Source organism: Kiloniella sp. (genome assembly GCF_965205715.1).
Lineage (GTDB): Bacteria > Pseudomonadota > Alphaproteobacteria > Kiloniellales > Kiloniellaceae > Kiloniella.
In genome coordinates this window covers 274,059-300,868 of record NZ_CBDBHW010000002.1, presented here as the reverse complement: position 1 = coordinate 300,868, position 26,810 = coordinate 274,059, and the positions used below count along the sequence as shown (strand labels likewise).

The 26,810-nt window shown below is 45.0% G+C and carries 24 protein-coding genes; 19 read left to right on the top strand and 5 right to left on the bottom strand.

The annotated features are described in order from the left end of the window. Positions 1 to 10 precede the first annotated feature (10 nt). Entirely contained in the window at positions 11 to 1,111 is a 1,101-nt protein-coding gene (locus ACOGW3_RS03590; RefSeq protein WP_419901702.1) for a carbohydrate kinase family protein, read from the top strand. Positions 1,112 to 1,154: 43 nt separating this feature from the next. On the opposite strand, the gene ACOGW3_RS03585 is transcribed toward ACOGW3_RS03590, so the two are convergent. Beyond that, entirely contained in the window at positions 1,155 to 1,361 is a 207-nt protein-coding gene (locus ACOGW3_RS03585) for a CDGSH iron-sulfur domain-containing protein (protein ID WP_419901701.1), read from the bottom strand. Positions 1,362 to 1,992: 631 nt separating this feature from the next. On the opposite strand from ACOGW3_RS03585, the gene ACOGW3_RS03580 reads away from it, so the two are divergent. The 4 genes from ACOGW3_RS03580 to mnmC all read left to right on the top strand — a co-directional run bounded on the left by ACOGW3_RS03580 (position 1,993) and on the right by mnmC (position 7,176). Beyond that, entirely contained in the window at positions 1,993 to 2,853 is an 861-nt protein-coding gene (locus ACOGW3_RS03580) for an OmpA family protein (RefSeq protein ID WP_419901700.1), read from the top strand. A gap of 152 nt (positions 2,854 to 3,005) precedes the next feature. Beyond that, positions 3,006 to 5,051 (top strand): AsmA family protein, encoded by a 2,046-nt coding sequence (locus ACOGW3_RS03575; protein WP_419901699.1) that lies wholly within the window; start codon positions 3,006 to 3,008, stop codon positions 5,049 to 5,051. 111 nt (positions 5,052 to 5,162) lie between these two features. Further along, a complete protein-coding gene (mnmD, locus tag ACOGW3_RS03570) occupies positions 5,163 to 5,873 on the top strand; it encodes a tRNA (5-methylaminomethyl-2-thiouridine)(34)-methyltransferase MnmD (protein ID WP_419901698.1) in 711 nt (236 codons plus the stop codon). Positions 5,874 to 5,880: 7 nt separating this feature from the next. Then, on the top strand, positions 5,881 to 7,176 hold the full coding sequence (mnmC, locus tag ACOGW3_RS03565; protein ID WP_419901697.1) for an FAD-dependent 5-carboxymethylaminomethyl-2-thiouridine(34) oxidoreductase MnmC: 1,296 nt from the start codon (positions 5,881 to 5,883) through the stop codon (positions 7,174 to 7,176). A gap of 20 nt (positions 7,177 to 7,196) precedes the next feature. On the opposite strand, the gene hutC is transcribed toward mnmC, so the two are convergent. The 3 genes from hutC to hutU form a co-directional block, all read right to left on the bottom strand. Next, positions 7,197 to 7,934 (bottom strand): histidine utilization repressor, encoded by a 738-nt coding sequence (gene hutC / locus ACOGW3_RS03560; protein WP_419901696.1) that lies wholly within the window; start codon positions 7,932 to 7,934, stop codon positions 7,197 to 7,199. A gap of 190 nt (positions 7,935 to 8,124) precedes the next feature. Continuing rightward, the gene (hutH, locus tag ACOGW3_RS03555; RefSeq protein WP_419901695.1) at positions 8,125 to 9,675 is read right to left on the bottom strand and encodes a histidine ammonia-lyase; all 1,551 of its coding nucleotides are present in this window, start codon (positions 9,673 to 9,675) and stop codon (positions 8,125 to 8,127) included. Further along, positions 9,672 to 11,336, bottom strand: coding sequence for a urocanate hydratase (gene hutU / locus ACOGW3_RS03550; RefSeq protein ID WP_419901694.1), 1,665 nt, complete (start codon positions 11,334 to 11,336; stop codon positions 9,672 to 9,674). The genes hutH and hutU overlap by 4 nt, the downstream gene beginning before the upstream one ends. A gap of 152 nt (positions 11,337 to 11,488) precedes the next feature. Between hutU and ACOGW3_RS03545 the strand changes: the two genes are divergently transcribed. The 9 genes from ACOGW3_RS03545 (at position 11,489) to ACOGW3_RS03505 (ending at position 19,546) form a co-directional block, all read left to right on the top strand. Beyond that, positions 11,489 to 12,574, top strand: a complete 1,086-nt coding sequence (locus ACOGW3_RS03545; protein ID WP_419901693.1) for an aminoglycoside phosphotransferase family protein — start codon at positions 11,489 to 11,491, stop codon at positions 12,572 to 12,574. 22 nt (positions 12,575 to 12,596) lie between these two features. Beyond that, a complete protein-coding gene (gene pdxY, locus ACOGW3_RS03540; protein ID WP_419901692.1) occupies positions 12,597 to 13,457 on the top strand; it encodes a pyridoxal kinase in 861 nt (286 codons plus the stop codon). A gap of 333 nt (positions 13,458 to 13,790) precedes the next feature. After that, entirely contained in the window at positions 13,791 to 15,242 is a 1,452-nt protein-coding gene (gene cysG / locus ACOGW3_RS03535; protein ID WP_419901691.1) for a siroheme synthase CysG, read from the top strand. Between the two features lie 28 nt (positions 15,243 to 15,270). After that, positions 15,271 to 15,567 (top strand): DUF2849 domain-containing protein, encoded by a 297-nt coding sequence (locus ACOGW3_RS03530; protein WP_419901690.1) that lies wholly within the window; start codon positions 15,271 to 15,273, stop codon positions 15,565 to 15,567. 11 nt (positions 15,568 to 15,578) lie between these two features. Then, entirely contained in the window at positions 15,579 to 17,231 is a 1,653-nt protein-coding gene (locus ACOGW3_RS03525; protein ID WP_419901689.1) for a nitrite/sulfite reductase, read from the top strand. Beyond that, positions 17,224 to 17,994 carry a phosphoadenylyl-sulfate reductase gene (locus ACOGW3_RS03520; RefSeq protein WP_419901688.1) on the top strand — a complete coding sequence of 257 codons (771 nt, stop codon included), beginning with the start codon at positions 17,224 to 17,226 and terminating at the stop codon, positions 17,992 to 17,994. The genes ACOGW3_RS03525 and ACOGW3_RS03520 overlap by 8 nt, the downstream gene beginning before the upstream one ends. Before the next feature lie 85 nt (positions 17,995 to 18,079). Continuing rightward, on the top strand, positions 18,080 to 18,613 hold the full coding sequence (locus ACOGW3_RS03515) for a DUF934 domain-containing protein (RefSeq protein ID WP_419901687.1): 534 nt from the start codon (positions 18,080 to 18,082) through the stop codon (positions 18,611 to 18,613). A 63-nt stretch (positions 18,614 to 18,676) separates the two neighbouring features. Beyond that, positions 18,677 to 19,033 carry a ferredoxin FdxA gene (gene fdxA / locus ACOGW3_RS03510; RefSeq protein WP_419901686.1) on the top strand — a complete coding sequence of 119 codons (357 nt, stop codon included), beginning with the start codon at positions 18,677 to 18,679 and terminating at the stop codon, positions 19,031 to 19,033. A 210-nt stretch (positions 19,034 to 19,243) separates the two neighbouring features. Beyond that, on the top strand, positions 19,244 to 19,546 hold the full coding sequence (locus ACOGW3_RS03505; protein WP_419901685.1) for a hypothetical protein: 303 nt from the start codon (positions 19,244 to 19,246) through the stop codon (positions 19,544 to 19,546). Here the strand turns inward: ACOGW3_RS03505 and ACOGW3_RS03500 are convergent. Then, entirely contained in the window at positions 19,509 to 19,679 is a 171-nt protein-coding gene (locus ACOGW3_RS03500) for a hypothetical protein (RefSeq protein ID WP_419901684.1), read from the bottom strand. The genes ACOGW3_RS03505 and ACOGW3_RS03500 overlap by 38 nt on opposite strands. On the opposite strand from ACOGW3_RS03500, the gene ACOGW3_RS03495 reads away from it, so the two are divergent. The 5 genes from ACOGW3_RS03495 to ACOGW3_RS03475 all read left to right on the top strand — a co-directional run bounded on the left by ACOGW3_RS03495 (position 19,666) and on the right by ACOGW3_RS03475 (position 26,726). Further along, positions 19,666 to 20,898 carry an ISL3 family transposase gene (locus ACOGW3_RS03495; protein WP_419901077.1) on the top strand — a complete coding sequence of 411 codons (1,233 nt, stop codon included), beginning with the start codon at positions 19,666 to 19,668 and terminating at the stop codon, positions 20,896 to 20,898. The two genes, ACOGW3_RS03500 and ACOGW3_RS03495, sit on opposite strands and share 14 nt — an antisense overlap. Positions 20,899 to 21,014: 116 nt before the next feature. Further along, the gene (gene hrpB / locus ACOGW3_RS03490; RefSeq protein ID WP_419901683.1) at positions 21,015 to 23,528 is read left to right on the top strand and encodes an ATP-dependent helicase HrpB; all 2,514 of its coding nucleotides are present in this window, start codon (positions 21,015 to 21,017) and stop codon (positions 23,526 to 23,528) included. Between the two features lie 87 nt (positions 23,529 to 23,615). After that, positions 23,616 to 24,374, top strand: coding sequence for a DeoR/GlpR family DNA-binding transcription regulator (locus ACOGW3_RS03485; RefSeq protein WP_419901766.1), 759 nt, complete (start codon positions 23,616 to 23,618; stop codon positions 24,372 to 24,374). 253 nt (positions 24,375 to 24,627) lie between these two features. Next, the gene (locus ACOGW3_RS03480) at positions 24,628 to 25,587 is read left to right on the top strand and encodes an ABC transporter substrate-binding protein (RefSeq protein WP_419901682.1); all 960 of its coding nucleotides are present in this window, start codon (positions 24,628 to 24,630) and stop codon (positions 25,585 to 25,587) included. A 107-nt stretch (positions 25,588 to 25,694) separates the two neighbouring features. After that, positions 25,695 to 26,726: a quaternary amine ABC transporter ATP-binding protein gene (locus tag ACOGW3_RS03475; protein WP_419901681.1), complete on the top strand. Its 1,032-nt coding sequence runs from the start codon at positions 25,695 to 25,697 to the stop codon at positions 26,724 to 26,726. Positions 26,727 to 26,810 lie beyond the last annotated feature (84 nt).

Below are 26,810 nucleotides of genomic sequence, written 5' to 3'. Positions count from 1 at the left end.
GGACGTTGAAATGAAGGCACTGGCACTGGGTGGGGCAACTGTAGATATCATCGCTTCGGTTTCTGACGATGAGATCGAACGTATGACGATGCATAACGCAACGACAAATTTCCTTCTTCTTGAAGAGGGCAAAAAAGTTGATGCGGATGCTGTTGAGACCCACACTGGTGGCGGTGCCATTAATGCTTCTGTTTCTATGTCGTTACTTGGGCTAGATATCGCCTGTGTTGTTAAACTGGCAGATGACATCGAAGGACAAAAGGTCCTCAATCGTCTCGACGAAAGAGGCATAAGGCGAGACTGGGTTATCACCGGGGCTGAGCTTGCTACGGGTTGCGCCGTAATGGTTTCGTCGCATGTTAGAAATCCAACGATTTTTGTTGCGAGGGGAGCAAACACACTTTTATCTCCTGACGAAATAAAGCCAGAGATGTTTGAGGGCGTTAAGCTAACTTATGTTACCGGGCTCAGTGGTGCATCCGCGGACTGTTTTCCAAAAATTGTGAAACTCGCCAAAAAAGCTGGCAGCCTGGTTGTGGCAAATCCAGGTATCCGCCAGCTTTCATCTCGAGCGCAATCGTTCTGGGAATCTTTGCAGTTTATTGATGTCCTGGTCGTAAATGAGGTTGAGGCGGGTCAGCTGGTCCCGTTTATAGCCGCCAAGAGTGAGATCGATGTGACCCGCTCATGTAAGTATTCCGAGGACCCAGCCTTGCCAGAGCTTTTGAGGAAAGGTGTTGGCGTGTCAGGGACGATGATGGCCTTAAAAGAGTTCGTGATTACTCTGGGGAAGCTTGGGCCTAAAAAGATGTTGGTTACAAACGGAAAAGAGGGTGCTTATCTGGGGACCTCTGAGGAGATCCTTTTCTGTCCGGCCCAAAAAGCCGAAGTGATGGGAACTGCAGGAGCAGGTGATGCGTTCGCTTCTACTTTTTCGACGTATATTGGCATGGGAAAAGGAGCTGAAGAAGCCTTAAAAGCTGCTTCGATAAATTCTGCATCTGTTGTGTCTGTTATGGATACCCAATCCGGCCTTCTAAACCAAGAACAACTCGATACACGAATAAAAAGTGCAGATTGGGGTAAGTTCAATCGTTATTCTCTGACTTAGAGTAGGCGTAGGTATGTTCTTTATCTTTTATGAATGAATTTTTTTATAGTAAAAATTTGTGACTTCCATCACAAAACGGTTTTTTTCCGCTGTGTTTACATTGGCATAAAAAATACTGCTTTGTTTTGTCTGCTGTAAATGACAAAGGTTTGAAGTCTGTGCCCTTGTGACTGCCATCACAAAACGGTTGTTTTCCCGACCGGCCGCATGCGCACCAAAAATAAGTTTTGCCCTCTTCGAGCTCGACCATAGCGGGTTGGCAACAACGGGTGTTTCCATAGAAAATCTCCTGATACATCGTATTTTATTTTTGTCATCCTACCATTAAAAAGATTTAATTATAATAGCATTAGCTACTCTTGCGTGTGACGGGGTGGTAAGTTAATGAAAACGCTGTAATTTCATTAATTTACAAATTAGGAATTAGGAGTCTCTACCTATAAAGTTTTGTTTAAACTTGAGTGAATCTGGATTATTAATGTAAAACAATAGTTTAGCGGTAAGTATTTATACCAAGATGATTTCGGTACTGATTTTTGTATGATTATTAATAAGACGTTAAGGGTAGAGGCTATTAGATTACTCTGGGTTGATACGGTATTCGGTGTAATTTATTCTCAACCTGACTTTGGGAAAATGCGAAAGAAAGACAAGTATTGATTCCTTTGTGTATCTAGTTGAAAAAAAACTATTTTTTGATATAGTGTTGTTGTAATGGGAATCTGGTCATTATGATGTGCCAAAGAAAATAGTAACTTATCCTCTTTATGTTGTGGTATTATTTTACAACTTAGCGTGGATAGGGCGGCGGTGTTATCATATCGGGTTAGTCAGTAATTTTTCGCGTTCTATGCATATTAAAACCTTCGAGGGAGAATATCATGCGGGGTTTGAAGTTTGTTTTGGTCGCTGGCGTAGCGGCAGTTACTTTATCTGCTTGTACTGATCGTTATCAGGCAGCAACAGATGCTCAGCCAAGTGGCTCATCATTCACAAGAGAGCTCTATAAAGGGTACGTTGGTCTATCCGGTGACGAACGCTCTGAAAAAGATTGGGGTGATTCGGATCTGTTTGCTGATAAAGCTCTATCTGCTGCTGACGGGAAATCTGTTGCGCCGGAAGAAGTTGGAAACTGGGATCTCGATGCCGAGTTCGTTGAAGATCTTACAACGGCGCATGATCGTCTGGCGAGTGCTCTTGAAAATGGCGCATCAAATAAAGCGCCAACATCTGCAGCTCATGCGCAGGTAATGTTTGACTGCTGGATCCAAGAGCAGGAAGAAAACATTCAGCCTGATCACATTGCTGCCTGTCGAGATGGCTTTATGGCTGCGATGGCAAAGGTAGATGCCGCTCTTGCACCAAAAGCGAAGCCAGCACCAGCACCAGCACCGGCGCCAATGGCTCTTCCTGATCCATTTGCCATCTATTTTGATTTTGATTCAGATGTGTTGACAGTTGATGCAAAAGCAGAAATTTCAGTTATTGTGGCAGCAATTAAAAAACACTCACCTTCTAAGGTAATTGTTGCGGGTCACACTGATACAGCTGGATCTTCTGAGTATAACCAAAACCTAGCTGGCAAACGTGCGGCAGCAGTTGTCGCAGCTCTTGAGCACAGTGGCGTATCAGCTTACATGGTCAAAAGCCAATATCTTGGTGAAAATGCTCCAGCCGTTAAAACTGGTGATGGGATTTCTGAATTCAGAAACCGTCGCGTAGTTGTTACGCTTGTGAAGTAATAAGCTATGTTGAGCTACGATAGCTCTTCGTAAATTCGAGGCGGTGTTGGCTTTTTTGCTAATACCGCCTCAATGTTTTTAGATCACACAACTTTAGCAAATCGTGTCATTTGCACGGCTTAAAAAATTTGTCCCGTGTAATGGAGACTAAAATGAAAAAAATTCTCATATCAATTGGTGGTTTGTTTGTACTGATTATCGCAGTACTCCTGATTGCCCCGTTATTTATTTCCTTAGACGATTTTAAGCCTAGAATCGCCGAGGAGGCGAAAGCGGCAACAGGGCGAGATTTAAAGATTGATGGAGAGATTTATCTGAGTCTTTTTCCAAAAGTAGCCGTTGAAGTTAATGGCGTGTCCCTTGCCAATTATACCCAAGGGCAAGCTAAAGAGATGGTAACGCTCGATCAAATGGCACTCGAGTTGCAACTATTGCCTTTGATATCTCAAGAGTATGTTATTGACCGATTTGTATTAGTAAATCCTGTTATCAATCTTGAGGTTGATAAAGATGGCAAACCTAATTGGGTTTTTGATGTTAAGCCTGAAGCCGCTAAGTCAGGTGAAGAACCTAGTGATAGTGCGCAGGAAAGTTCCGGTTCTCCGTTAGAAGGGCTTTCCCTTGGTGATGTTAGAATACAAGGTGGAGAACTACATTATGTAGATCTCGTTTCAGGTACGAAAGAAGACATTGAATCTTTAAACCTTGAGATCGCGCTCAAAGCCTTAAATCAACCTCTAACGGTTAAAGGGAGTCTTGATTGGAAAGCTGAGACCATCAACATCTCAGCGGACGTTGCGAACCTGGAAAGCCTGCTGAATGGCGGAAGCAGTCAGTTGGCTACAGCTGTCGAATCAAATCCTGTTAACTTTGGTTTTGAAGGCTCTGCCCAGCAAGGCACTGAGTTTGCTCTTGCAGGCGCGCTTGATCTTGATGTTCCTTCTGTAATGGGGCTGACGGATTGGGTCGGGGCTCCAATTGAGCGTAACAATGAGAATACTTTTGAGAAGCTATCTGTAAAAGGAAAGCTTGATCTTAAAGGCGCGGTCATAGCTTTTGACGATGTTGCATTGGCTTTTGATGCTCTAACCGCTCAGGGTGCTTTGAAAATAGATAGTTCAGGCCCTGTTCCTGATATTCGCGCAGCTTTGTCGACAGGTGTTCTCGATTTAACTCCGTACCTTCCACCTGAAAAAGACGCAAGCGCCGCTTCTGATGGAGATACGGCAGCTAGCAGTGGCTCTGAGGCTTCTTCTGGTGATGAAGGGTGGAGTGAAGAGAATATCGATTTCTCTGGCTTGAAAGCCGTTAATGCTGATTTGGCTTTGAAGACAGAAGGTATTCAAATTCGCAAAATCACCGTTGGTGTCAGCGAACTCGCTGTGCTTCTGAAGGGAGGCAAACTAACGGCCGATCTTAAGCAGCTTTCTATGTACGATGGTTTGGCTAAGGGTAAAGTTGTTCTCGACAGCTCTAAATCAGTACCTACAACGGCAATTCAGTTTGAAGTTTCCGGGGTTCAGGCTGAACCTTTGCTCTCAGATAGTGCAGATTTCGAAAAATTGTTGGGGTCACTTAATTCAAAGGCGAATTTGACGACTTCGGGGCAAAGCCAAAAAGACATGGTCTCAAATCTCAATGGAACTGGTGATTTTATCTTTAAAGACGGCGCGGTGAAGGGGATTAACATTCCTGGACTGATTAGAAATGTTTCGATCGATGCATTACAGAATTCATTTGATGATGCCCAGTCCACTGACTTTGCGGAGCTATCGGGTACTTATAAAATTACCAAAGGTGTTCTCGATAATCAGGATTTGAGCATGATTGCGCCTTTGTTCCGTCTTTCCGGAAAAGGCACGGTACCTATGCCACCAAAAACGTTGGACTATCGCGTTGAGCCTAAACTCGTTGGTGATCTCGAAGGTCAAGGTGGTGATTCGGGGGCTTCTGGTCTGGCAGTGCCTCTTTTGATTACAGGTTCGTGGAGTGATCCGAAAATCGCCCCCGATCTGGCAGGGGCTTTAACCGATAAGCTAAAGGATCCCGCCTCTCTCATAGAGAGCGTAACCGGTGGTGAAGGTGGTGTCGAAATTCCAAAACTTCCTCTTGGTGGGGAGAGTAGTGGTGAAGGCAGCGCGGTTGAAGAGGTTATCGAAAAGCCAAAAGAAGCGTTGAAAAAGCTGTTTGGTAATTAATTTTCCAAATGCCAATAAAAAAAGCCGGCTGTTAATTGCAGTCGGCTTTTTTTATAGTTCTGGTTTGTAGGCACGGACTGGGCTTGGTTGTTTAATGATGTGGTCAAATAAATGAACGAGTTGAAGGAGCCAAGATTAGAGTGGCGGGATGAGCATACACCCGTTTCTCAAACATTTGACGATGTGTATTTTTCCCCTCGGGATGGATTAGCCGAAAGTCGGTATGTTTTTATTGAAGGTATTGGGGGACCAAGCGCGTGGAAAAACAAGCAGCACTTTACCATTGGAGAAACCGGATTTGGCACCGGGCTTAATTTCCTGGCGACATGGCAAGAATGGAAAAAGCAAGCCAAGCCAGGGCAAAGGCTGACATATGTTTCAATCGAAGCTTTTCCTTTATCAAAAGACCAGATTAAACAATCGTTGTTGCAATGGGCTGAGTTGAGAAACGTGAATGACAGATTTCTTGAATTGTATCCCAAGGCAACTCCCGGAAAGCATGTTTTGGAATATGGCAACGAAAATGTAACCCTTATCTTGTTGTTTGGCGATGTAACCGAGATGCTCTCAAAATATCTGGAACTGGTAGATGCCTGGTTTCTTGATGGTTTCTCTCCACGTAAAAATCCCGAGATGTGGAATGAAAAGGTATACCAGCAACTCGCGAGACTCTCAAAAACAGGAACCAAATTAGCGACATTTACCGCGGCAGGTCACGTAAGAAGAGGCCTTGAAAGAGTCGGATTTCTAATGGATAAGCGCAAGGGATTTGCTTATAAGAAAGAGCACCTTGTTGGTGAGTTCGCAGTTAAGAAAGATTGAAAAGAGTATGTCGATCCCACCTTGGTTTCAGTTGCCGGAGCACGTTAAAGATAGGCTGAATAAGGTCGCTATTATTGGAGGGGGGATTGCCGGAAATACTCTTGCCTATCATCTCAATTGCTCCGGCGTAGAAGTTACTTTGTTTGAAAAAAAAGAGGCCCTGGCAAAAGGCGCATCAGGTAATCCAGCCGCAATTTTTGAGCCTAAATTAATGCGGGGTGGAACTGTCCTGGGGCAATATCTAGCCTCCAGCTATCTCTATGCGTTGAAGTTCTACGAGGATCTTGAAAAAGAAACTGGCGAGAGTATCTGGCATCACCGTGGCGGAACATTAAATTTAATTGCGGATGAAAAAGATCTAAAGCGACACCAATCTTTTCAAGATAATACTGAGCTTCCTAGAGATCACTATTTTATAGCTGATCCTGTCCAAGCCTCGGATTTAGCAGGCGTTTCTCTATCACAATCTGCAATGTGGTATCCAAAGGGGGGGTGCATAAATACTTCGACTTTGGCGAGAGCCCTGACAAAAAATATCAATATTAAACTTGTTAACGAGATTTCATCGATTGAAGAATTAAGCCAGAATTTAAATTCCAACTGGCGATTACACTTTTCAGATGGATCAGAGCCTTTAGATTTTGATGCCTGCATCATGGCGAATGCTTTTTCCATCCGTAAGTTTGGGCAATCAAAATTCCTCCCTGTGGTCATGAACAGGGGACAAGTAAGTACACACAGCCAAGTAGGTATCAGCAAGAACCTAAAGTGCGTCGTCAGTGGGGCTGGTTACCTAACGCCTCTTATTGATGGTAAGCATGTATTTGGGGCCACATTTGAGCGTTTAAGATCATTTGAAGAAGCTGATGATAGTTCTCTAACAGATGATCGGCATGAACATAACTTGTCTTTTCTCAGGGAGTATTTACCTTTTTTTGAAAAGGAATTTTCTTTATCGGAATTGAAAGGTCGAACCTCTGTAAGGGGAACAACTGTAGATCGCTTACCGCTCGTGGGGCCACTTCATAGACACGCTGATTATGTTGATAATTACGGTCTGTTAAAGAACGGTGCCAAGCACAGAAAATGGGAGGAAGCCAGTTATTACAAGGGTCTATACGTGGCAGCTGGGTTTGGCTCACGCGGATTTGTAACTGCTCCTTTCATGGCACGGTATCTTACGGCATTAATTACGGGCGATGAAATCCCGGTTTCAGATACTGTGATGCAAGGCGTTCATCCTGCTCGCTTTGTAATCCGGGACTTGAAGCGGGGCATTGAGACCACCTTGGTCGATGCGTAAATTATCGTGCCAATAACTATTTAGCCTTGAAAGGTTCCGCCCAGACTGTACCTGTCACCAGGGTGGACAAGCTTGGCATAAGTAACAGCTTTACCTTCAGACCAGGTGCGGCGTTTTAGAAGAAGACAAGGTGTCTGCGGTTCGATCTCTAGAAGTTCAGCTTGTGTGTTATCAGGTGCTATCGCAAAAATGGTGTGTTCAGCATTACTGAGTGGCGCAACATTTATGAGGTAATCGTACGGGGTCACATCCTGGAAGCTTTGAGAGAGATAATCAGGCACTGATTGTGGATTGACATAACGGTCTTCCAGTTGGATAGGAACACCATTTTCTTTGTGAATTATAACCGAATGGAAAACAGGGGCGCCGAGTTCCAGTTCTAATACACCAGCTATGTATGGTGTTGCTTTTTCTTCATCCAGACTGATTAACTGGTTGGTATAATCATTATCTCGGGCACGGACTTCATCTGCAATGCTTTGCAGGGAGAGAACAGCAGATTGTGGTCTTGGCTCTGCCACGAAAGTGCCGGCACCCTGAACCCTCATCAACCACCCGTCTGCAGTCAATTCACGGAGTGCGCGGTGAATAGTCATTCGCGACATATCAAGGCTTTGAGTAAGTTCATTTTCAGAAGGAATTTGAAAGCCGGTTTCCCATTCGCCCGAACGAATGTGGTCAATAATATATCCCTTTACCTTTTGATAAAGAGGGACTTTTTTATCGTTATTCCCTAAATCGTTGCTTGGGGTCAACATCCGTAAATTCCTATACGCTGGGTTGCGTTTTCTGTTTAGTCTCTTTGTGTTCTTTACTTTCTTACTGCCATAAATGCATTTTTCTACGGTGTATTTCCAGCAAAAAGTCATAAGTATGCTGAAAATACACCGTATCTATTCTTACTTTTCTTAAAAATGAAATTACCAGAACCGTAACTTCTACTGAATTTTATTCAGAGAAACTCGGCAGGTAATCAGCTTTTGATAATTTGTTGAATTCTCCATTCCAAACAAGATCACTCGTGAGTTCCAGATCATCAGAGAAGTAACGGTCCTGTTCAAAGAATGAGACGTCTTCGCGCAGTCTTGCCATTACTTTATCGAGTGTTGGTGATGTTTTCAGTGGTTTAAGGAAATCGATACCTTGGGCAGCTGACAAGAATTCTACTGCGAGTACACCTGCTGTGTTTTTCGCCATATCAGACAGGCGACGGGCAGCAAATGTTGCCATGGAAACGTGATCTTCCTGGTTTGCAGAAGTCGGAAGACTATCTACGCAAGCTGGATGAGCTAGAGATTTGTTTTCAGAGGCTAATGCTGCTGCTGTAACCTGAGCAATCATAAAGCCTGAATTCAAACCACTACCCGCCACAAGGAACGGGGGAAGACCTGACATGGAGCTATCCATCAAAAGTGCTATACGACGTTCTGACAACGCTCCCATTTCTGATATTGCCAGAGCAAGAACATCAGATGCCATTGCTATTGGTTCAGCGTGGAAGTTCCCGCCAGAGAGGATGTCTCCCTCTTTGGTGAAAACAACAGGGTTATCAGAAACCGCATTTGCTTCACGTTCGAAAATTGTCGCAGCAAAACGCATGTGGTCTAGGCAAGCGCCGAGAACTTGTGGTTGGCATCGAAGAGAGTAGGGGTCTTGGACTTTTGAACAATCAGCGTGGCTTTCGTTGATTGGGCTTCCTTCCAAGACCGTTCTGAACACTGTAGCGATATCTGTTTGGCCAACTTGACCGCGAGCAGCTTGAATACGTGGATCAAATGGTACGTGTGAACCCTTGGCGGCTTCGACGCTCATTGAACCTACAAGCGTGCTTGCATTCATCAGGTTTTCGGCTCTGAAAAGGCCGAGAAGAGCGAGTGCTGTAGAAACCTGAGTACCGTTTAATAGGGCGAGGCCTTCTTTAGGGCCTAGGACCATCGGGTCTAAACCGATACGAGCCAAACCTTCTTTAGCTGGAAGGATTTCACCTTTGTAGCGTGCATTGCCCGATCCTATGATCAAAGCTGACATGTGAGCCAGTGGCGCTAAATCTCCTGAAGCGCCGACAGAGCCTTTGGATGGGATGCAGGGGTAGAGACCTTCGTTGAAGAACGTAATGAGATAATCAAGAACCTCATGACGGATGCCAGAGAAGCCCTGAGCCAGCGAGGTAATCTTAAGCGCAAGTATTAGACGAACGGCCTCATCATCCAGTAAGGGGCCCATGCCGGTACAATGAGAAAGAACGAGGTTGCTTTGCAATTGTTCAAGCTGTTCATCATCAATACGGGTTGAGGCGAGGCGGCCAAATCCTGTGTTGATACCATAGACAGTTCTACCATCACGAAGGACGTTGCGAACAGTTTCTGTTGATGCCTCAATCTGTTCACGACAAGCCGGATCAAGGCTGATTGTTACATCATCAAATGTGATGGATCGCAAAAGAGGTAAGGTTAATTGACGTGGCGTCAGTACCAAGTTTTTTGTTTCTGGGTTTTTCATTTATCTGACTCCATAGGGAGGTCGAGGTTGTTATCTCGAGCACATTGTTTTGCAATTTCGTAACCAGCATCTGCGTGACGCATGACACCCGTTGCAGGATCATTCCAAAGCACGCGACCTAGACGCTTATCAGCGGCTTCAGTGCCATCTGCACAGATAACAACACCAGAATGCTGAGAGAAGCCCATGCCGACACCACCACCGTGATGGAGGGAAACCCAAGTTGCGCCGCCAGCAGTGTTTAGAAGGGCATTAAGAAGCGGCCAATCTGATACCGCGTCAGATCCATCCATCATGCTTTCTGTTTCACGGTTCGGACTTGCAACAGAACCTGAATCAAGGTGATCACGTCCGATTACGACTGGAGCTTTAAGCTCGCCGTTGCGAACCATTTCATTGAAAGCAAGGCCGAGTTTGTGGCGCTGACCTAGGCCAACCCAGCAAATACGTGACGGAAGACCCTGGAAGTGAATGCGCTCACGTGCCATGTCCAGCCAGTTATGAAGGTGAGGATCGTCGGGGATCAGCTCTTTAACTTTTTGATCTGTCTTGTAGATATCTTCGGGATCACCAGAAAGAGCAGCCCAACGGAAAGGTCCGATACCGCGACAGAAAAGAGGGCGAATGTAAGCCGGGACAAAGCCCGGGAAATCAAATGCGTTCTCTACGCCTTCTTCCAATGCCATTTGACGGATATTATTTCCGTAATCGACTGTTGGAATGCCCTGTGCGTGGAAGTCGAGCATGGCCTGAACTTGAATGGCCATAGATTTTTTGGCTGCTGTAGTTGTGCCCTTAGGATCTTTTTGAGCACGATCAACATATTCAGCCCAAGTCCAGCCCTGTGGCAGGTAACCGTTCAATGGATCATGTGCAGAGGTTTGGTCGGTAACAATGTCAGGGCGCACGCCACGTTTAACAAGTTCTGGGAAGATATCTGCTGCATTACCTACCAGGCCAACTGAAATGGCTTTTTTGGTTTCGACCGCATCGTTGATAATCGCGAGTGCTTCGTCGAGATCGGTACACTTTTTGTCGAGATAGCCCGTTCTAATCCGCATATCAATACGGTCTTCCTGACACTCAATTGCGAGCATTGATGCACCAGCCATTGTCGCAGAAAGAGGTTGTGCGCCACCCATGCCACCAAGTCCGCCGGTTAGGATCCAGCGGCCAGAGAGATCGCCATTAAAATGCTGACGACCTGCTTCAACGAAGGTCTCGTAGGTGCCTTGAACAATTCCCTGGCTACCAATGTAGATCCAAGATCCTGCTGTCATTTGGCCGTACATCATTAAGCCAGCTTTATCTAGCTTGTTGAAGTGCTCCCAGTTCGCCCAGTTTGGCACAAGGTTAGAGTTGGCTATGAGAACACGCGGTGCGTCAGGATGGGTTGGGAATATACCAACCGGCTTGCCGGATTGTACGAGAAGAGTCTGATCATCTTTCAGCTTTTGTAAGCTTTCGACGATTTTATCGTAAGATTCCCAATTACGCGCAGCGCGACCGATACCACCGTATACAACGAGATCTTCAGGATGCTCCGCAACATCAGGGTCAAGGTTGTTCATTAGCATACGAAGCGGTGCTTCGGTTAACCAACTTTGACAAGATAACTCGGTGCCATGAGGGGCACGAATGGTACGGATGTTCTTTTTCATGTTCTAAGCTCCACATTATGTATAGACATAATTAGCTTGTATATACATCTTGTCAATAGGTGGAAAAGAACTGGTGTTTATTTTCTCAGCATGCGAGCTATATACTTAGCAAAAGTTGTTGAGAATATTTGAGTTTTCGGGTGGTGTAGGCTGTGAAAATAAATCCGGTACAGCGAGAAAAAGATAGAATCGACTTTGTAAAATTAGCCGGTTGGGAGGGGAGTGAGAGTACTCCCTTACCTGTTGATGCCTCTGCGAGATGTTATTTTAGACTTCGTAAAAACGACGAAACCACTATGTTGATGGATGCCCCGCCTGGAGTAGCTGAGCCAGTGGAAGTCTTTGCAAAAGTCGCTAGGCATCTTCTGGCTTGCGGTATATCGGTGCCTGAGATCTTACATGAGGATATTGAAAGAGGTTTTTTACTATTAGAGGATTTTGGGGAAAATACCTATGCGAGGCTTTTAGCGGCGGGTGAAAACGAAGAAACGCTCTATGAATTGGCTGTGGACGTGCTGGTTAAGATGCATTCATCGGAAAAGCTTCCTGACATAGATATGCCGCCTTATGATCTTGCTTTCCTGGTTCGCGAAGCTCTTATTATGGCTGATTGGTATTATCCTTCAATAACAGGACAAGGGTTATTGCCTGAGGCACGGCAAGGTTACATAGATGCCTGGTGTCAGGTGTTTAACGGTCTTCCCGCTTTGCCGACAACATTGGTTCTTAGGGATTTTCATATTGATAACCTTATGATCCTTGAGGGCCGTGAGGGCGTTTCTGCTTGTGGGTTGTTGGATTTCCAAACTGCCGTTCTCGGGGCGCCGCCATATGATTTGATGTCCTTAGTAGAAGATGCGCGTCGTGATATTGATCCCACGTTTAGGGCAAGTATGGTGGCGCGTTATTTTTCAAAAATGGGAGAGCTCTTCAAAAATGAAGAGGACCGGAAATCCTATATGGACTGGTACTATGTTCTCTCGGCCCAGCGTCATGCTAAAGTGCTCGGACTTTTTTCCAGGCTTTATGCGAGAGATAACAAGGATGCTTATCTCAAGCATATACCAAGAGTATCGGGTTTGATGGCAAGTTCAATGAAACAGGATATTCTAAAGCCGGTAAAAAGTTGGTTTGAAACCCATTTTTCTGACTTTAGGTCTGAGTTCGGACCTATAAATCAAAACCAGGTCGTTCAGCTCGCAACAAAAACAGAGATGTCGGTTACAAAACTAACATAACTCTAAATTTTGAGGGGATCGTATGCCGTCTGTAATATCCGTTCAATCACATGTTTGCTATGGGCACGTGGGGAATTCAGCTGCGGTGTTTCCAATGCAAAAGTTGGGGGTGGAGGTGCATTCCATTCCAACAACGGTTCTGTCAAATCATCCTGCGCATTCCAGTGTCTATGGACGGGCTATAGAATCCTTGCTACTTCATGATCTTTTTTTAGGGTTAGAGGATAGGGGGGCTTTTAAAAGTAGCGATGGAATATTATCGGGATACTTGGCCTCGGTTGAAAATGCTAAGGTCATAGCTAACGCAATTAAAAGCTATAAACAGCTTAAGCCTAAGGGACTTTACTGTCTTGACCCTGTTATGGGCGACAGAGGAAAGGGTCTCTTTGTCAGTGAGGGCATTCCTGAACTGATTATAGATCAGCTGTTACCGCTCGCAGATATTATAACGCCTAATAAGTTTGAATTTGATGTTATCACCCAAACAAATGCCAAAACTTTTTCAGAGATGATTTCTGTCGCACGGTTACTGATTAAAAAGAATTCCTTACGTTGTGTAGTTGTAACTTCTGCTGAACAACCGGTTGATAAAGGCAAGCCAAAAATTGGAGTTTTGGTGGTGAAGGCTGAAACGGCATGGTTGATATCAACTCCTTACCTTGCTGTATCGCCTTCTGGAGCAGGGGACCTTTTTACGGGTTTGTTTGTTGGTTGGATCGTGAGAGGCTTTTCTGAGCAGTTTGCAGCGCAAAAAGCTATTTGTGCTTTATATCGTATTATAGAGCTTACTTTATCTGCCGGGAAAGAAGAGTTAGATATAATTACACATCAGGACTGTATAATTAATGATATTGAAAATTACCCACTTAAAAAGTGTGAATAATAATATTTAAAGTAAGGATTACATATTCTAATTTGTTCAATAATTCTTATTTAAATTTCCTACACGCAAAATATTATAAATGCGTAAAATCTCAAGTGTGGTACATTAATGCACTGTAAATAAATAATAAATTGAGAATTTAGAAAAATTTACATCCTTACTAGATTAGGTGAAATTCAAAATACTCATAAAGAACGTTATTTTAGTGTGTAATTATTATTATTCACTTTTTTACTTGTATTTTTCATCAAACGTGTCATCTATTCACTGTGAGCAAATGTAATTGGCAAATCAATTGTCATTAAGTTTGTGTGAAATTGGTATGAGGGTGTCATGGATCACTTTCCTATTTTCCTGGCTCTTAAGGGTCAGAAAGTCCTTCTGGTAGGTGGCGGCGATCTCGCTGCTAGAAAGCTACGTCTGCTTCTAAAAGCTGATGCGGCTGTTACTGTGATAGCACCCACTCTATGTGATGAAATCCAAGAGTTGGTGGCCGGCGCCCATATTGGTTATGAAGAACGTGAGTTTCTTGCCGAAGATGTCAATGGCGCAAGCCTGGTGTTTGCTGCGACGGACATTGAAGCTGTGGATGCCTTTGTAAGTCAAGCCGCACGTCTAAAGGGCATCAAGATTAACGCCGTGGATCGTCCTGATCTTTCAGACTTTATTATGCCCGCAATTGTTGATCGTTCCCCTATGGTCGTTGCGATCTCAAGTGGGGGGGCAGCGCCGATACTCGCACGTAATCTACGTGAAAAAATCGAAAGCATTCTGCCACCTGCCCTTGGTCGGTTGGCGACTTTTGCTGATAGCTTTCGCGGTGCGGTGAAAGGCACGATTTCTGGTGGCAATGAACGCCGGAAGTTTTGGGAAAACTTTTTTGATGGTCCCATCGCTGAATCTGTTCTTTCCGGTCGTGAAGTTTCTGCCCGTGAGAAAATGCTTGGCCTCATCAACCTAAATTGGAAAGAAGAGCGCAAAGCAGGCCATGTTGCTATTGTTGGCGCTGGCCCAGGAGATCCAGATCTTCTTACATTCCGGGCCATGCGTTTTATGCAGCAAGCCGATGTGGTTATCTATGATCGCCTGATAAGCGATGAAATCCTTGATTATGTGCGCCGTGATGCTGACCGGATTTATGTCGGAAAAGCACCGGGTAAACACAGTAAGTCTCAAGATGAAATCAATGAAATCCTTGTGAACGAAGCTCACAAAGGTTTACGCGTTGTTCGCTTGAAAGGTGGAGATCCGTTTGTATTTGGCCGTGGTGGCGAAGAAATGGAAGTCCTTCAATCTGAAGGGATTGATGTGGATGTTGTTCCAGGAATAACCGCTGCTGTCGGATGTGCTGCTTCTGCGGCAATTCCACTTACACACCGCGATCATGCTTCGATGGTGACTTTTGTCTCGGGGCAAAACGGTGATGGTATAGCTCAGGCTGATTGGTCCGGACTGGTTAGTAGTCGCCAGACCCTGGTCTTCTATATGGGGATCTCAAATGCGGACCATATCTCCAGCAAACTGATTAGTCATGGGTTGGATGCGAACACACCCGTTGCGATTATCGAAAATGGCACACGGTCTGACCAGCGTGTTCTTCCGGGTAAGTTATCGGAAGCAGCTCAGTTGGTTGAGACGTATGAAATTACAGGGCCTGCATTGATCGTTATTGGATCAGTCGCAGCCTTTGCAAGTAAAGCTGACCTTCAGCAAATAGCTGCTGGTGCAATAGAAAACAAAAATGTGACTTCGTATTTAAACGAAGTTGCCGTTGCCGGAATTTAATCGGCGCGTCTAGGAGAGAGTTAAGACAATGGCATTGCAGATTATGACTGCGAACCGCTTGCTTGGTGGTGGAGTTGTTTATTTCGGCGAAAATGCTGAATGGACAGATGATTTCTCTGCTGCAAAGACTGTTGAAGACAGTGATGGAGCAGCTGTTCTACTCAATGAGGCTGAAAAGGCTGAAGCTAATCAACTTATTGTTGGACCTTATTTGATCAAAGTTGAGCGTGATGACGCTGGTATTCATCCGCTCTCCGTTAAAGAAGGTATCCGGGCCAAGGGCCCAACAGTCCATTATGGCCACGGTTTACGGCAGGCTGGGTAAGGAATAAAGCAATGTATCGCTATGACGAATTTGACTATGATTTTGTACAACAACGTGTCGCTCAGTTCGGGGACCAGGTAGAGCGCCGTATTGACGGCGATCTAACCGAAGATCAGTTCAAACCGCTACGGTTGATGAACGGTCTTTACCTTCAGCTGCACGCCTACATGCTTCGTGTTGCCATTCCTTATGGAACCTTCAATGCGGCACAGATGCGTAAGATGGCACATATCGCGCGTAAATATGACCGAGGCTATGGCCATTTCACTACTCGTCAAAACTTGCAATATAACTGGCCTGTTCTCAAGGACGTGCCGGAAATATTGAAAGAGTTGGCTGATGTAGAAATGCATGCCATTCAAACCAGTGGTAACTGCATCAGAAATACGACTTCTGATCAATATGCGGGTGCTGCTGCTGACGAGATTGAAGATCCGCGGGTTTATTGCGAAATCATTCGCCAGTGGTCTTCCTTGCACCCTGAATTCACTTTCTTACCACGTAAGTTCAAGGTTGCTGTGACGGGTGCTACAACCGATCGTGCGGCCATTCGGGTTCACGATATTGGTTTGGCGATCGTCAAGAATGACGAAGGCGAAGTCGGTTTTGAAGTTCACGTTGGCGGCGGCCAGGGTCGGACGCCAATGATTGGTAAAGTCGTACGTGAGTTCTTACCGAAAGAGCACCTCTTGAGTTATCTTGAGGCCGTTCTTCGCGTTTATAACCAAATCGGGCGTCGTGATAACAAATATAAAGCGCGTATCAAGATCCTTGTACACGAAACAGGGATTGATGAAGTTCGCCGTTTGGTCGAAGCCGAGTGGGAGCGTATTAAAGATACTGCCCTTAAGCTTCCGTTGGAAGAAGTTGACCGTATCAACGAATATTTTGCACCTCCGAGCTTTGAAACTTTGGATGCAACTTCTCGTCTTTTTGAGATCAAGCGTTTTGAAGATCGTGATTTTGCCACTTGGGTTAGAGCAAACGTCGTTGCTCATAAACAGGCTGGTTACGCGATTGCTAATATTTCGCTCAAGCCTGAAGGCGAGGCGCCAGGTGACATCACTGATGATCAGATGGAAGCTGTTGCTGATCTTGCTGAGAAATATAGCTTTGATGAAATCCGGGCAACACACGAACAGAACCTGGTTCTGCCGCATGTGAAGCAGGAAGATCTCTTTGATGTATACTCCGGCTTGAAAGCAGCTGGCCTTGCGACGGCTAATCTGGGCTTGATCTCAGATATGATTGTTTGCCCTGGGTTGGACTATTGTGCTCTCGCTAATGCGCGGTCTATCCCCGTCGCCCAAGCGATCAGTAAGCGGTTCTCTGATATCGAACGTCAACATGACATTGGAGAGCTAAAGCTCAAGATTTCTGGTTGCATTAACGCTTGTGGTCATCACCACGTCGGCCATATTGGTATTCTTGGTGTCGATCGTAAGGGTGAAGAATATTATCAGATCACTCTTGGTGGGAACGCCAACGAAAATGCTGCAATCGGTAAGATCATTGGTCCTTCTTTTGCCTATGACAAGATTGTCGATGCGGTTGAAAGCGTTGTGAATATCTACCTGGACCTCCGGGAAAGTGCTGAGGAAAGCTTCCTTGATGCTTATAACCGGGTTGGAATGGCTCCGTTCAAGGAAAAGCTATATGCTTAGTGCATCGACCTTGTTACCAAAGGAAGGAAGCGCACGAGAACGTCTTGAAACGACAAAGTCACGCGCAGCAGATTTGCTGGACAGTGTGAGGAATTTGTCGACGCATGATGCTCTAGTCCGCTTGATCGAAGACGAGTTTAAAGGAAAAGTTGCTCTGGTCTCATCTTTTGGAACAGAGTCTGCAATCCTTTTACATCTTGTTGCACAGGTTAACCCGGCAACGCCTGTTATCTTTATGGATACGGGTAAGTTGTTTGGTGAAACCCATCGCTATCGCCGACAGCTAACCGAATTCTTAGGTCTTACTGATGTTCGTCAGATATTGCCCGAGGAAGAAAAGCTGTCGGATAAGGATCCAAAGGGAATTCTTTGGAACCAAGATACAGATATGTGCTGTTGGGTACGCAAGGTTGAGCCTATGAACAGAGCTCTTGATGATCTTGATGCTTGGATTTCTGGCCGCAAACGGTTTCAGTCTGCATCGAGATCAAAGCTTGAATTGGTGGAAGCTGAGGGAACACGGATTAAAATTAATCCGCTTGCCTATTGGGAAAAAGATGAGATTACGTCTTATTTTCATAAGCATAATCTTCCTCGTCACCCGCTAGAGGCGGATGGTTATCCTTCTGTTGGCTGTATGCCTTGTACTGACCGGGTTGAAGCTGGTGATGATCCCCGCAGTGGGCGGTGGAAAAACCAGGATAAAACCGAATGTGGAATTCACTTCCTTGATACTGGATCAGCTAGAACCAATACCAAGTGAAGTTGAATTTAATGATTGTTGCAGCTAAACCGCTGCATAAGAGCTGTTCCCTAGGGACAGCCATTGAGAGAGAAAAGAGAGTAAAATGCCGCTCATAAAAGATGGACGTCAGATTGCTGATAATTGGGTTAAGTTGGCTGACGATGCTGAGATTACAGGTGCTTCACCAATAATCGTTTCATTTGATCGTTGGAACGAAGAAAAGGCCGCGTTATTAGCATCTGGTCTCGAGCTTGGTGTACTTCTTGAGAGCAATCAATCACCAGAGCTTATCGAAGATGATCTCGAAAAACTATCTCTGGTTGCCTTGAACTTCCCTGCTTTTGGCGATGGTCGTGCCTATTCCTACGCCAGAATTCTTCGCGAGCGTTATGGCTTCGATGGAGAGGTTCGCGCAATTGGCGATGTGCTCTATGATCAAATTCAGCTAATGCACCGTTGTGGTTTTGATACGATGGAAATCGAAAATCCGGCTACCCTACGTTCTTTGAACCGCAATAAATCTGCTGATGTGAATGTGTTCTATCAGCCAACAGGTGATGGCGAAGCAACAGCATCATCCCTGCGCAAGCGGTTACTTGATAGCCACAAAGAACTTGGTTACGACAAGGCGTCTTAACCCTTGGTTATACTATGAATTATGATGGTCGGGTGTTGAACGCAGCGACCTTTGGAGTGCGTTATGACATATGTCGTTGCGGATAATTGCATTAAGTGCAAATACATGGACTGTGTAGAAGTCTGCCCTGTTGATTGCTTTTACGAAGGGGAAAATACCCTCGTAATCCATCCTGATGAGTGTATTGACTGTGGGGTTTGTGAGCCAGAATGCCCGGCAGAAGCGATTCTACCAGACACGGACCCTGAAGCTGAAAATTGGTTAGAGATGAATACCAAATACGCTGAGATCTGGCCTAATATCACAGTTCAGGGAACTCCACCTGCTGATGCTGATGAATTTAACGGCGTTAAAGGAAAGTACGCGAAGTTCTTCAGCCCGGAACCTGGCGGACAAGAACCGGACAAGAAATTTGGTTAATCTTCTCCCTAATATCCTCTTCTCTCTGTATTTATAGTTACAATAGGCACCTTCAGGGTGCCTATTGTTTTATGCACTCTCAGCGAGAGTACAGGCCCTGCTATTCCCTCTGTTATTAATTCCTTTACCACTTTTGGGTTATTTTGAAGGGGGTTAACTTATTAATGGGGGCGGGTTTCAAGCGTAGTGAAACTCCAGAAGAGCCGAAAAATGAAAAACAAATTTAGTGCCGTGATCTGTGTGGGTGTCTTTGTATGGTCATTCCAAGCTCAGGCGGATTGTAAAAAACCAGATTATGATCCTCCCAATTGCACCAACCAATACATCGAAATTCAATTTTCAGATTCCAAAGATTTTGAGAGATGTAAAAAAGAAGTCACTTACTTTCTTGAAAATTTAGATATATGGACAAAGTGTGTGAAGGATGAGGCACGCTTAAAGGGTGATGAAGCGATCAAGCTTTTTAACTGTAAGGTTAATGGTACGACGAACTGTCTGAATACATCCGGATAATAAAATACATTAGAATATTATTCTGGCTCTTCTCCGCTTTGTTGAGTAGAAAAAGATGCCGACCGCCAAGTAACCTGTTGATATGTATGGTTTCTGATAACTTTACATAGAGCAGGTATATGACAATCAACATCTCGCAGCATATTTTAGGACTCAAAGGGCAACGTGTAAATGAAATTAAACTGGATGACGGCGGTGTTAAGATTGTCATTCACTGCAGCCGAGACGCGCGTAGGAGGGCTATAGACCCTGCTACAGGCCAGAAGGGAAGCATCAACCAGCATGTCCGCCGACAAGTAAACGACATCCCCCTTTTTGGGTATCCTTGTGTGGTCGAGATTGAGCTGGCGCAGGTTTATATTAACAAGGGCGAACGCCGCATTGAGGGGTGTGATTTTGTTGATAAAGGGTGCCGTTTCACTCACCGATTTTGCCGACTGATCAGTGGATTATGTCGGCATATGTCTATTCAAGCGGTTTCCAGACATTTGGATATACGATGGGAAACGGTCAAGAATATCGACAGGGCATACCTTATTGAAACTCTCCCTACGCTTGATCCTGCAGAGCTAACTGGCTTGGAATATATTGGTGTAGATGAAGTTGCCCGGGCGAAAGGTCATGACTACATGACGGTGGTCTACGATATGGTTGGCGGTCATCTGATCTGGGTTGAAGCAGGCCGAACTGCCGAGGTTTTTTCAAGGTTTTTGAAACAACTGCAACCAGATACAGCCTGCAAAATAAAGGCCGTAGCGATGGATATGGGGCCTGCCTACCAAAAGGCTGTCAGAGAGTCCTTGCCGTTGGCCGACATAGTATTTGACCGTTTCCACGTCATGAAAAACTACAGCAAAGCTATCCATAATCAGCGTCGACTTGAGTTCAGAAAGGCCGATCCAAGTGGTAAAGAGTTGATGAAAGGGACACATTATCTGTTGCTCAAAAATGCGGATAAGTTGAGTGAAAAACAAAGTGACAAGCTGCAAAGGTTGCTGGAGAGCAATAGCAACCTGAATGCACTTTACGTCTTGAAAGAACAGCTTCAGCTGCTGTGGAGTGCCGCTTCATTTGAGGCGATGGCGGAGCAACTGGAACGTTGGTGCCTGATAGCAGATCAGTCACAGATGCTCTATCTAAAAAAGTTCGCGAAATCCCTACGGAAACATTGTGTGGGCATCTGCAACTACGCCAAACACAAGCTCACAAGCGCCAGGATAGAGGCTGGTAATGTCAGTATAGGAATGATCCGTAAGCGAGCCAGAGGCATCAAGGATACCGAATACTTCAAACTCAAAATTAGACAATCATCCATTCCAGATAATCAATCTATGCTCTATTTGAAATCCTAAATCTACTCAACAAAGCGGAGAAGTGCCATTATTCTGTCGTAACTCTGTGGGGCCCGACAATTAGTATCTTAAATATTATATGGAAGTTGGTTTGCTGGTGATGATATAAGCCTGATATGACGAGCTTACCTATAGATTCCGTTCTTGCCGAAATCTCCCAAACTTTAGATAAAAATCCCTCAGCTGTTCTGCAAGCTCCACCTGGAGCAGGTAAGACGACTGGAGTGCCTATACATTTACTCAAATCTGGTTGGCTCAACGGTAAAAAGATAATTATGCTTGAGCCCCGCCGACTTGCTGCACGTGCTGCTGCGGTACGGATGGCAGAAATGTTGGGTGAGAAGGTGGGGGATACGGTTGGCTTTCGTATCCGACTAGAGAGTAAAATTAGCAAGAATACAAAAGTTGAGGTTGTTACAGAAGGCATTCTGACTCGAATGTTACAATCTGACCCTGAGCTCGCAGAATATGGTTTGGTCATTTTTGACGAGTTCCATGAAAGAAGCCTCCAGGCTGATTTGGGGCTGGCATTATGCCTCGAAATCCAATCCGTTATTCGTGAAGACCTTCGACTACTTGTTATGTCGGCGACTTTAGATGGTGAGGCCGTATCAAGGGTGATGGGATCCGCGCCAATCATCACGAGCGAAGGACGAAGCTTTCCTGTTGAAAATATCTACGGAATGGAAACACAAAAAAGAAATATTCCCTTTGATGTTGCCGATAAAATTGTTGAAATACTGAACTTGGAGAGCGGGAGTATCCTTGTGTTCCTCCCTGGAGTTGGCGAAATAAAACGCGTAAACGACCTTCTGAAATCCAAATCATTACCAGTAAATGTGGAAATTCGGCCGTTATATGGGGATCTGCCTCTAATTGAGCAACGAAAAGCAATATCTCCTAGCCCTTCTGGGGTGAGGAAAGTTGTTCTAGCCACCTCAATTGCTGAAACCAGTCTCACTATTGATGGGGTCCGGGTTATTGTTGATTGCGGATATATGCGCAGTCCAAGATTTGATCCTTCCAGTGGCATGATGCGGTTGGAAACTCTGCGGGTGTCTCGTGCTTCTGCAGAACAGCGTGCAGGTAGAGCAGGGCGGTTAGAGCCCGGGGTTTGTTATCGTCTGTGGCCAGAGGCGCAAAATGGTTCTTTGGCGCTACAGAATAAATCTGAAATTCTCGAAGCGGATCTCTGTTCTCTTGTACTTGAGCTGCTTAACTGGGGAGCCAAAGATCCAAGTCAGCTTTCGTGGTGTGACGTACCTCCTTCCTCTTCATGGGGACAAGCCGTGGAGCTTCTCTCATCTTTGGGGGCAATTGACCCTCAAGGGAACATTACTGTTCATGGAAAGACCATGTCTGGACTTCCTGTTCACCCGAGACTTGCCCATATGTTGCTTAGAGGAAAAGAAGAGGGAGGAGGTTGGCTCTCCTGTCTTATCGCAGCGTTGTTAAATGAGCGAGATATTCTCCAAACCGGTACTTCTAAGGCCCCAATAGACCTTATGATACGAATTGAGGCGCTTGTTGGGAAGGGGGCTGACAAGGGATTTCGATTTGATCGTAATCGTATTAAGCAGGTTCGTAGGATTGCTGATCAATATGCGAGAAATATAAATGTTAAGCCTGATAATTGTATCGATTTAAGAAATGCCGGGGCGCTTGTTTCCTTGGCTTATCCTGATCGTATTGGTCAACTCCGAAAAAAAGCGGTTGGTCGATTTAAACTCTCTGGTGGTAAGGGGGCTGAGATTGATCAAATAGATAGTCTCGCTTCTGAGGCCTATCTGGTTATGACAAGTGTTGGTGGTGTCGGGGCGAGTGTTCGTGTCTATCAGGCAATCGCTGTCTCGGAATCTCAGATTAGACAATTACACTCAGATGATATCATCTCAGAAGATCAAGTTCGTTTGGATGAAGATAAAGGACTTTTTCTTGGGGAGAGGGTTGAGCGGTTAGGAGAGCTATACCTATCTGCTCAACGCCAGAAAGATCCGGATCATAGGGCGATCGTTAAGGGAATTTACCGTGTAATCAGAGCTAAAGGCCTGTCCTTTTTAGAGCCCAGTGAGAAGGCCTTGCAGCTTTGCCAACGCGTCGCGACCGTGAGGTCCCTCGTATCTACTGAGGATTGGCCTGACTTTAATGAGCCCAGCTTACTTCAGAACATAGATGTATGGCTGGAGCCGTATTTAGAGAGTGTATCATCATTTAATGAGCTTAAAAATTTGGATCTTTATACAATTTTAGTGTCGCTTATTGATTGGGAAAAATTACAATTTTTAAATAAAGAAATTCCTGAGCGTTTTACTGTGCCTACGGGAAATAGTCCTCGAATTAATTATGACAATCCTGAATTGCCAATTTTAGAAGTTCGTTTGCAAGAGTTGTTTGGTTTATCTGAAACTCCATCAATACTGAGTGGGAAGGTGCCGTTACGATTGCATTTGTTGTCTCCTGCACGCAGGCCGCTTCAGGTCACAAGTGACCTCGCGGGATTTTGGGAAAACACCTATCATGATGTAAAAAAGGATATGAAGGGGCGATATCCCAGGCATTATTGGCCCGAAGATCCTTTGGTTGCAGAGCCGACGTCGAAAACTAAAAAGAACATGAACAAGAAACGGTAATTGAAGGCTAGATCGGCTGTTGGGAATTTGATATTTTGAGAAAATTGCCGTATTGCTTTAAAAGATATTTGGAGATTTGTGGTTTTTATGCACCCGACAACAAGACAAAAAGAGATTTTAAAAGCCGTACGTAGCAAGGGTCTTTGTACAATCCTTGAGCTGGCGGAACAATTTTCTGTTTCTGATGAAACTGTAAGGCGTGATGTGAAGCCTATGGTCTCAGCTGGCCTTGTTGAGAAGGTCCATGGTGGAATTATCGTACCTGATGAAGCTCATGAACCGCCTTTTTTACTTCGGATGGTTGAAAACCAGGATGCCAAAAGGAAGATTGGCGCCGCGCTTGCTAAAATAATACAAAGTGGTGACTCCCTGATTTTAGATACGGGCAGTACAACAGCTATTGCTGCGCATGCCTTACAAGACCATTCTAATCTATTTGTTGTTACGAATTCAGTCGAAACAGCTCGTGCTTTGGCGACAAGAAACGGGAACCGGGTTTACATAGCGGGGGGGGAATTGCGTGCAGATGATGCGGCTGCTTTCGGCCCTTCTGCTAATGCTTTTGTCGAGCAGTTTGATGTGAAATACGCTATCTTATCTCTTGGGGGAATTGATCCCGTTAAAGGGTTTATGGTTGATCATCTTGCCGAGGCAGAGTTTTCGCGCACAGTAATGGCTCAAGCTCAAATTACGATCGCTGTCGTCGATCAGAGTAAATTCAATCGATCCCGCCTTATTAAAGTTGGACCGATTAAAGGGGTCGATATCCTTATTACAGATGCGGAACCTGATAATGAACTTTCTGCCTGTCTCGCAGAGGCTGAGGTTAAAGTTATTATCGCATAACATAGGCATGAAAGCTGGGGTTGGACATACTTAACCTTAGGAACGAAACTTTTAGAGGCAGTCGATCATGGATCGGCTGCTTTTTTTATTGTTGGTAAATCCCTGTAATTTCCAACAAATCTCACACAGTGGCGTTCAGATAATTGAATTATGTTGTTTTTGTGTTGACTTGTGATGATGTGTGTTGATAAATTTGGATATCAAAAAATAACCAATATTAAATGTTCAAATTCCTTACAGGGAGTAGAAGTTCATGAAAAAAACGTCTCGTTTCGCTTTGGCATTGTTAGGTGGTCTTGCCATGACAGGCATGGTTTCCACGGCCTCATTTGCAGAAGTTGAATCAAATGATCCCATCAAGCTGACCTTGCATGATTGGACAGGACAATTACTGACAACCAAAATAATGGGGTCTGTCCTGCAAAAGGCTGGATATAACGTTGAGTATGTTCAAGCCGACTATATCGCCCAATTTGCAGGCCTCAAAGAAGGCGATCTTCACGTTGCCATGGAAATTTGGGAAACAACAGGCCGTGAGGCTATGGATGAAGCTGTTGAAACAGGTAAGGTAGATAACCTGGGTGAAACAGGCATGCAGGCCATCGAAGAATGGTGGTATCCTTCTTATATGAAAGAAGTCTGCCCAGGTCTTCCTAACTGGGAGGCGCTGAATGATTGTGCTGAAGCTTTTGCTACACCGGAAACAGCTCCCAAAGGACGTTATCTCGGCGCACCTGTAACCTGGGGTGGTTTTGATGATGAACGTGTTGAAGCTCTCGAGATGGACTTCGAAGTAATCCATGCTGGAACGGATGCTGCGCTATTTGCAGAATTAGAGTCAGCCTATCAAAGAAAAGCTCCTGTTCTCTTGTGGGTTTATTCTCCTCATTGGGCACCGGCTAAATTTGAAGGTGAATGGGTCGAGTTTCCTAAATATTCTGCGGATTGTTATAATGATCCAAGCTGGGGTTCTAACGAAGATTCCGCCTATGACTGTGGTAAGCCGACAGGCCCAATCTGGAAAGTCGCTTGGTCTGGCCTGAAAGACAAATGGCCTGGTGCTCATAAAGCAATTGAGGGGTTTAACCTCAGTAATGATGAAATGTCCGAAATGATTATCGACGTCGATCTTAAAGGCAAAGATATGGATGCGACGGTAAATCAGTGGGTCGAAGCCAACAAAGGACGTTGGTCTGATTGGGTTAAAAACTAATCCAATTACTCAGGTGTATGGTGACAAATCCTCCTGCTGTGCTGCCATACACCTGATTTACAAAATCATACAAGTTATTAATACGTATACCTATAGGTCTTGTGGTTATGAACTCATCTGTAAAGCTATCATGCCGAGGCGTGTGGAAAATTTTTGGCTCTAACGCAGAAGATTTTTTACAAAAACATAATAACAAGCCGAGCTCCCATGATCTAAAGAATGCTCATCTCGTCGGTGGTGTTAGAGATGCCAATATTGACATTCATTCGGGTGAGATTTTTGTCATTATGGGGCTGTCTGGATCAGGAAAATCTACCCTGGTTCGGTGTCTTTCCCGATTGATTGAGCCGACTGGCGGTGAAATCCTATTTGATGGTCAGGATCTACTTAAAGCCAGTGATGATGAGATGATTGAAGTCCGTCGCCATAAGATGGGAATGGTCTTTCAACATTTTGCTCTTTTACCACACCTTACCGTGTTGGGGAATGTGGCCTTCCCTCTGGAAGTCCAGGGCGTCCCGAAAGAAAAGAGAGAACAACAAGCCCAAAGTATTATTGAGTTGGTCGGTCTCAAAGGGAAAGAAGCCTTTTACCCCCGGGAATTATCTGGTGGTCAGCAGCAAAGGGTCGGAATTGCAAGGTCTCTAGCTGTTGAACCAGAGATCTGGTTTCTCGATGAGCCTTTCTCTGCATTAGATCCCCTAATTCGCCGTGAAATGCAGGATGAGTTTATTCGTCTTCAGAATGTTTTGAAAAAAACCATTGTATTCATTACACACGATTTTGAAGAGGCGATCCGCCTGGCTGATCGCATTGCCATTATGAAGGATGGTAAAGTTATCCAGATTGGTACACCGGAAGAGTTGGTTATTAACCCGGCAACAAGCTACGTCGCAGAATTTACCCAACACATTCCTAGAGCAAAAGTCCTAACCGCTGGATTACTTAAAACTGCCTTTGACAGTTCCGTTGAAACTGCGGGTACACTATCGCATGACGCCATAATCGCAGATGTTGCTGATCAGGTTGAAAGATCCGACAAGCCATTTGAGATTACAGGCCCCGAAGGAACTCCTATAGGGTTACTCACGCGGGAAATGGTGATGGATGTACTTGTTGGCCGTGAGGTGGTCTTGTGATTACGAGCGTCAAAAATTTCATGCCTACTATGGGGCCCATCCGAGGTGCCAAAATATTTTGGATATTGGCACTGATAACGTCGG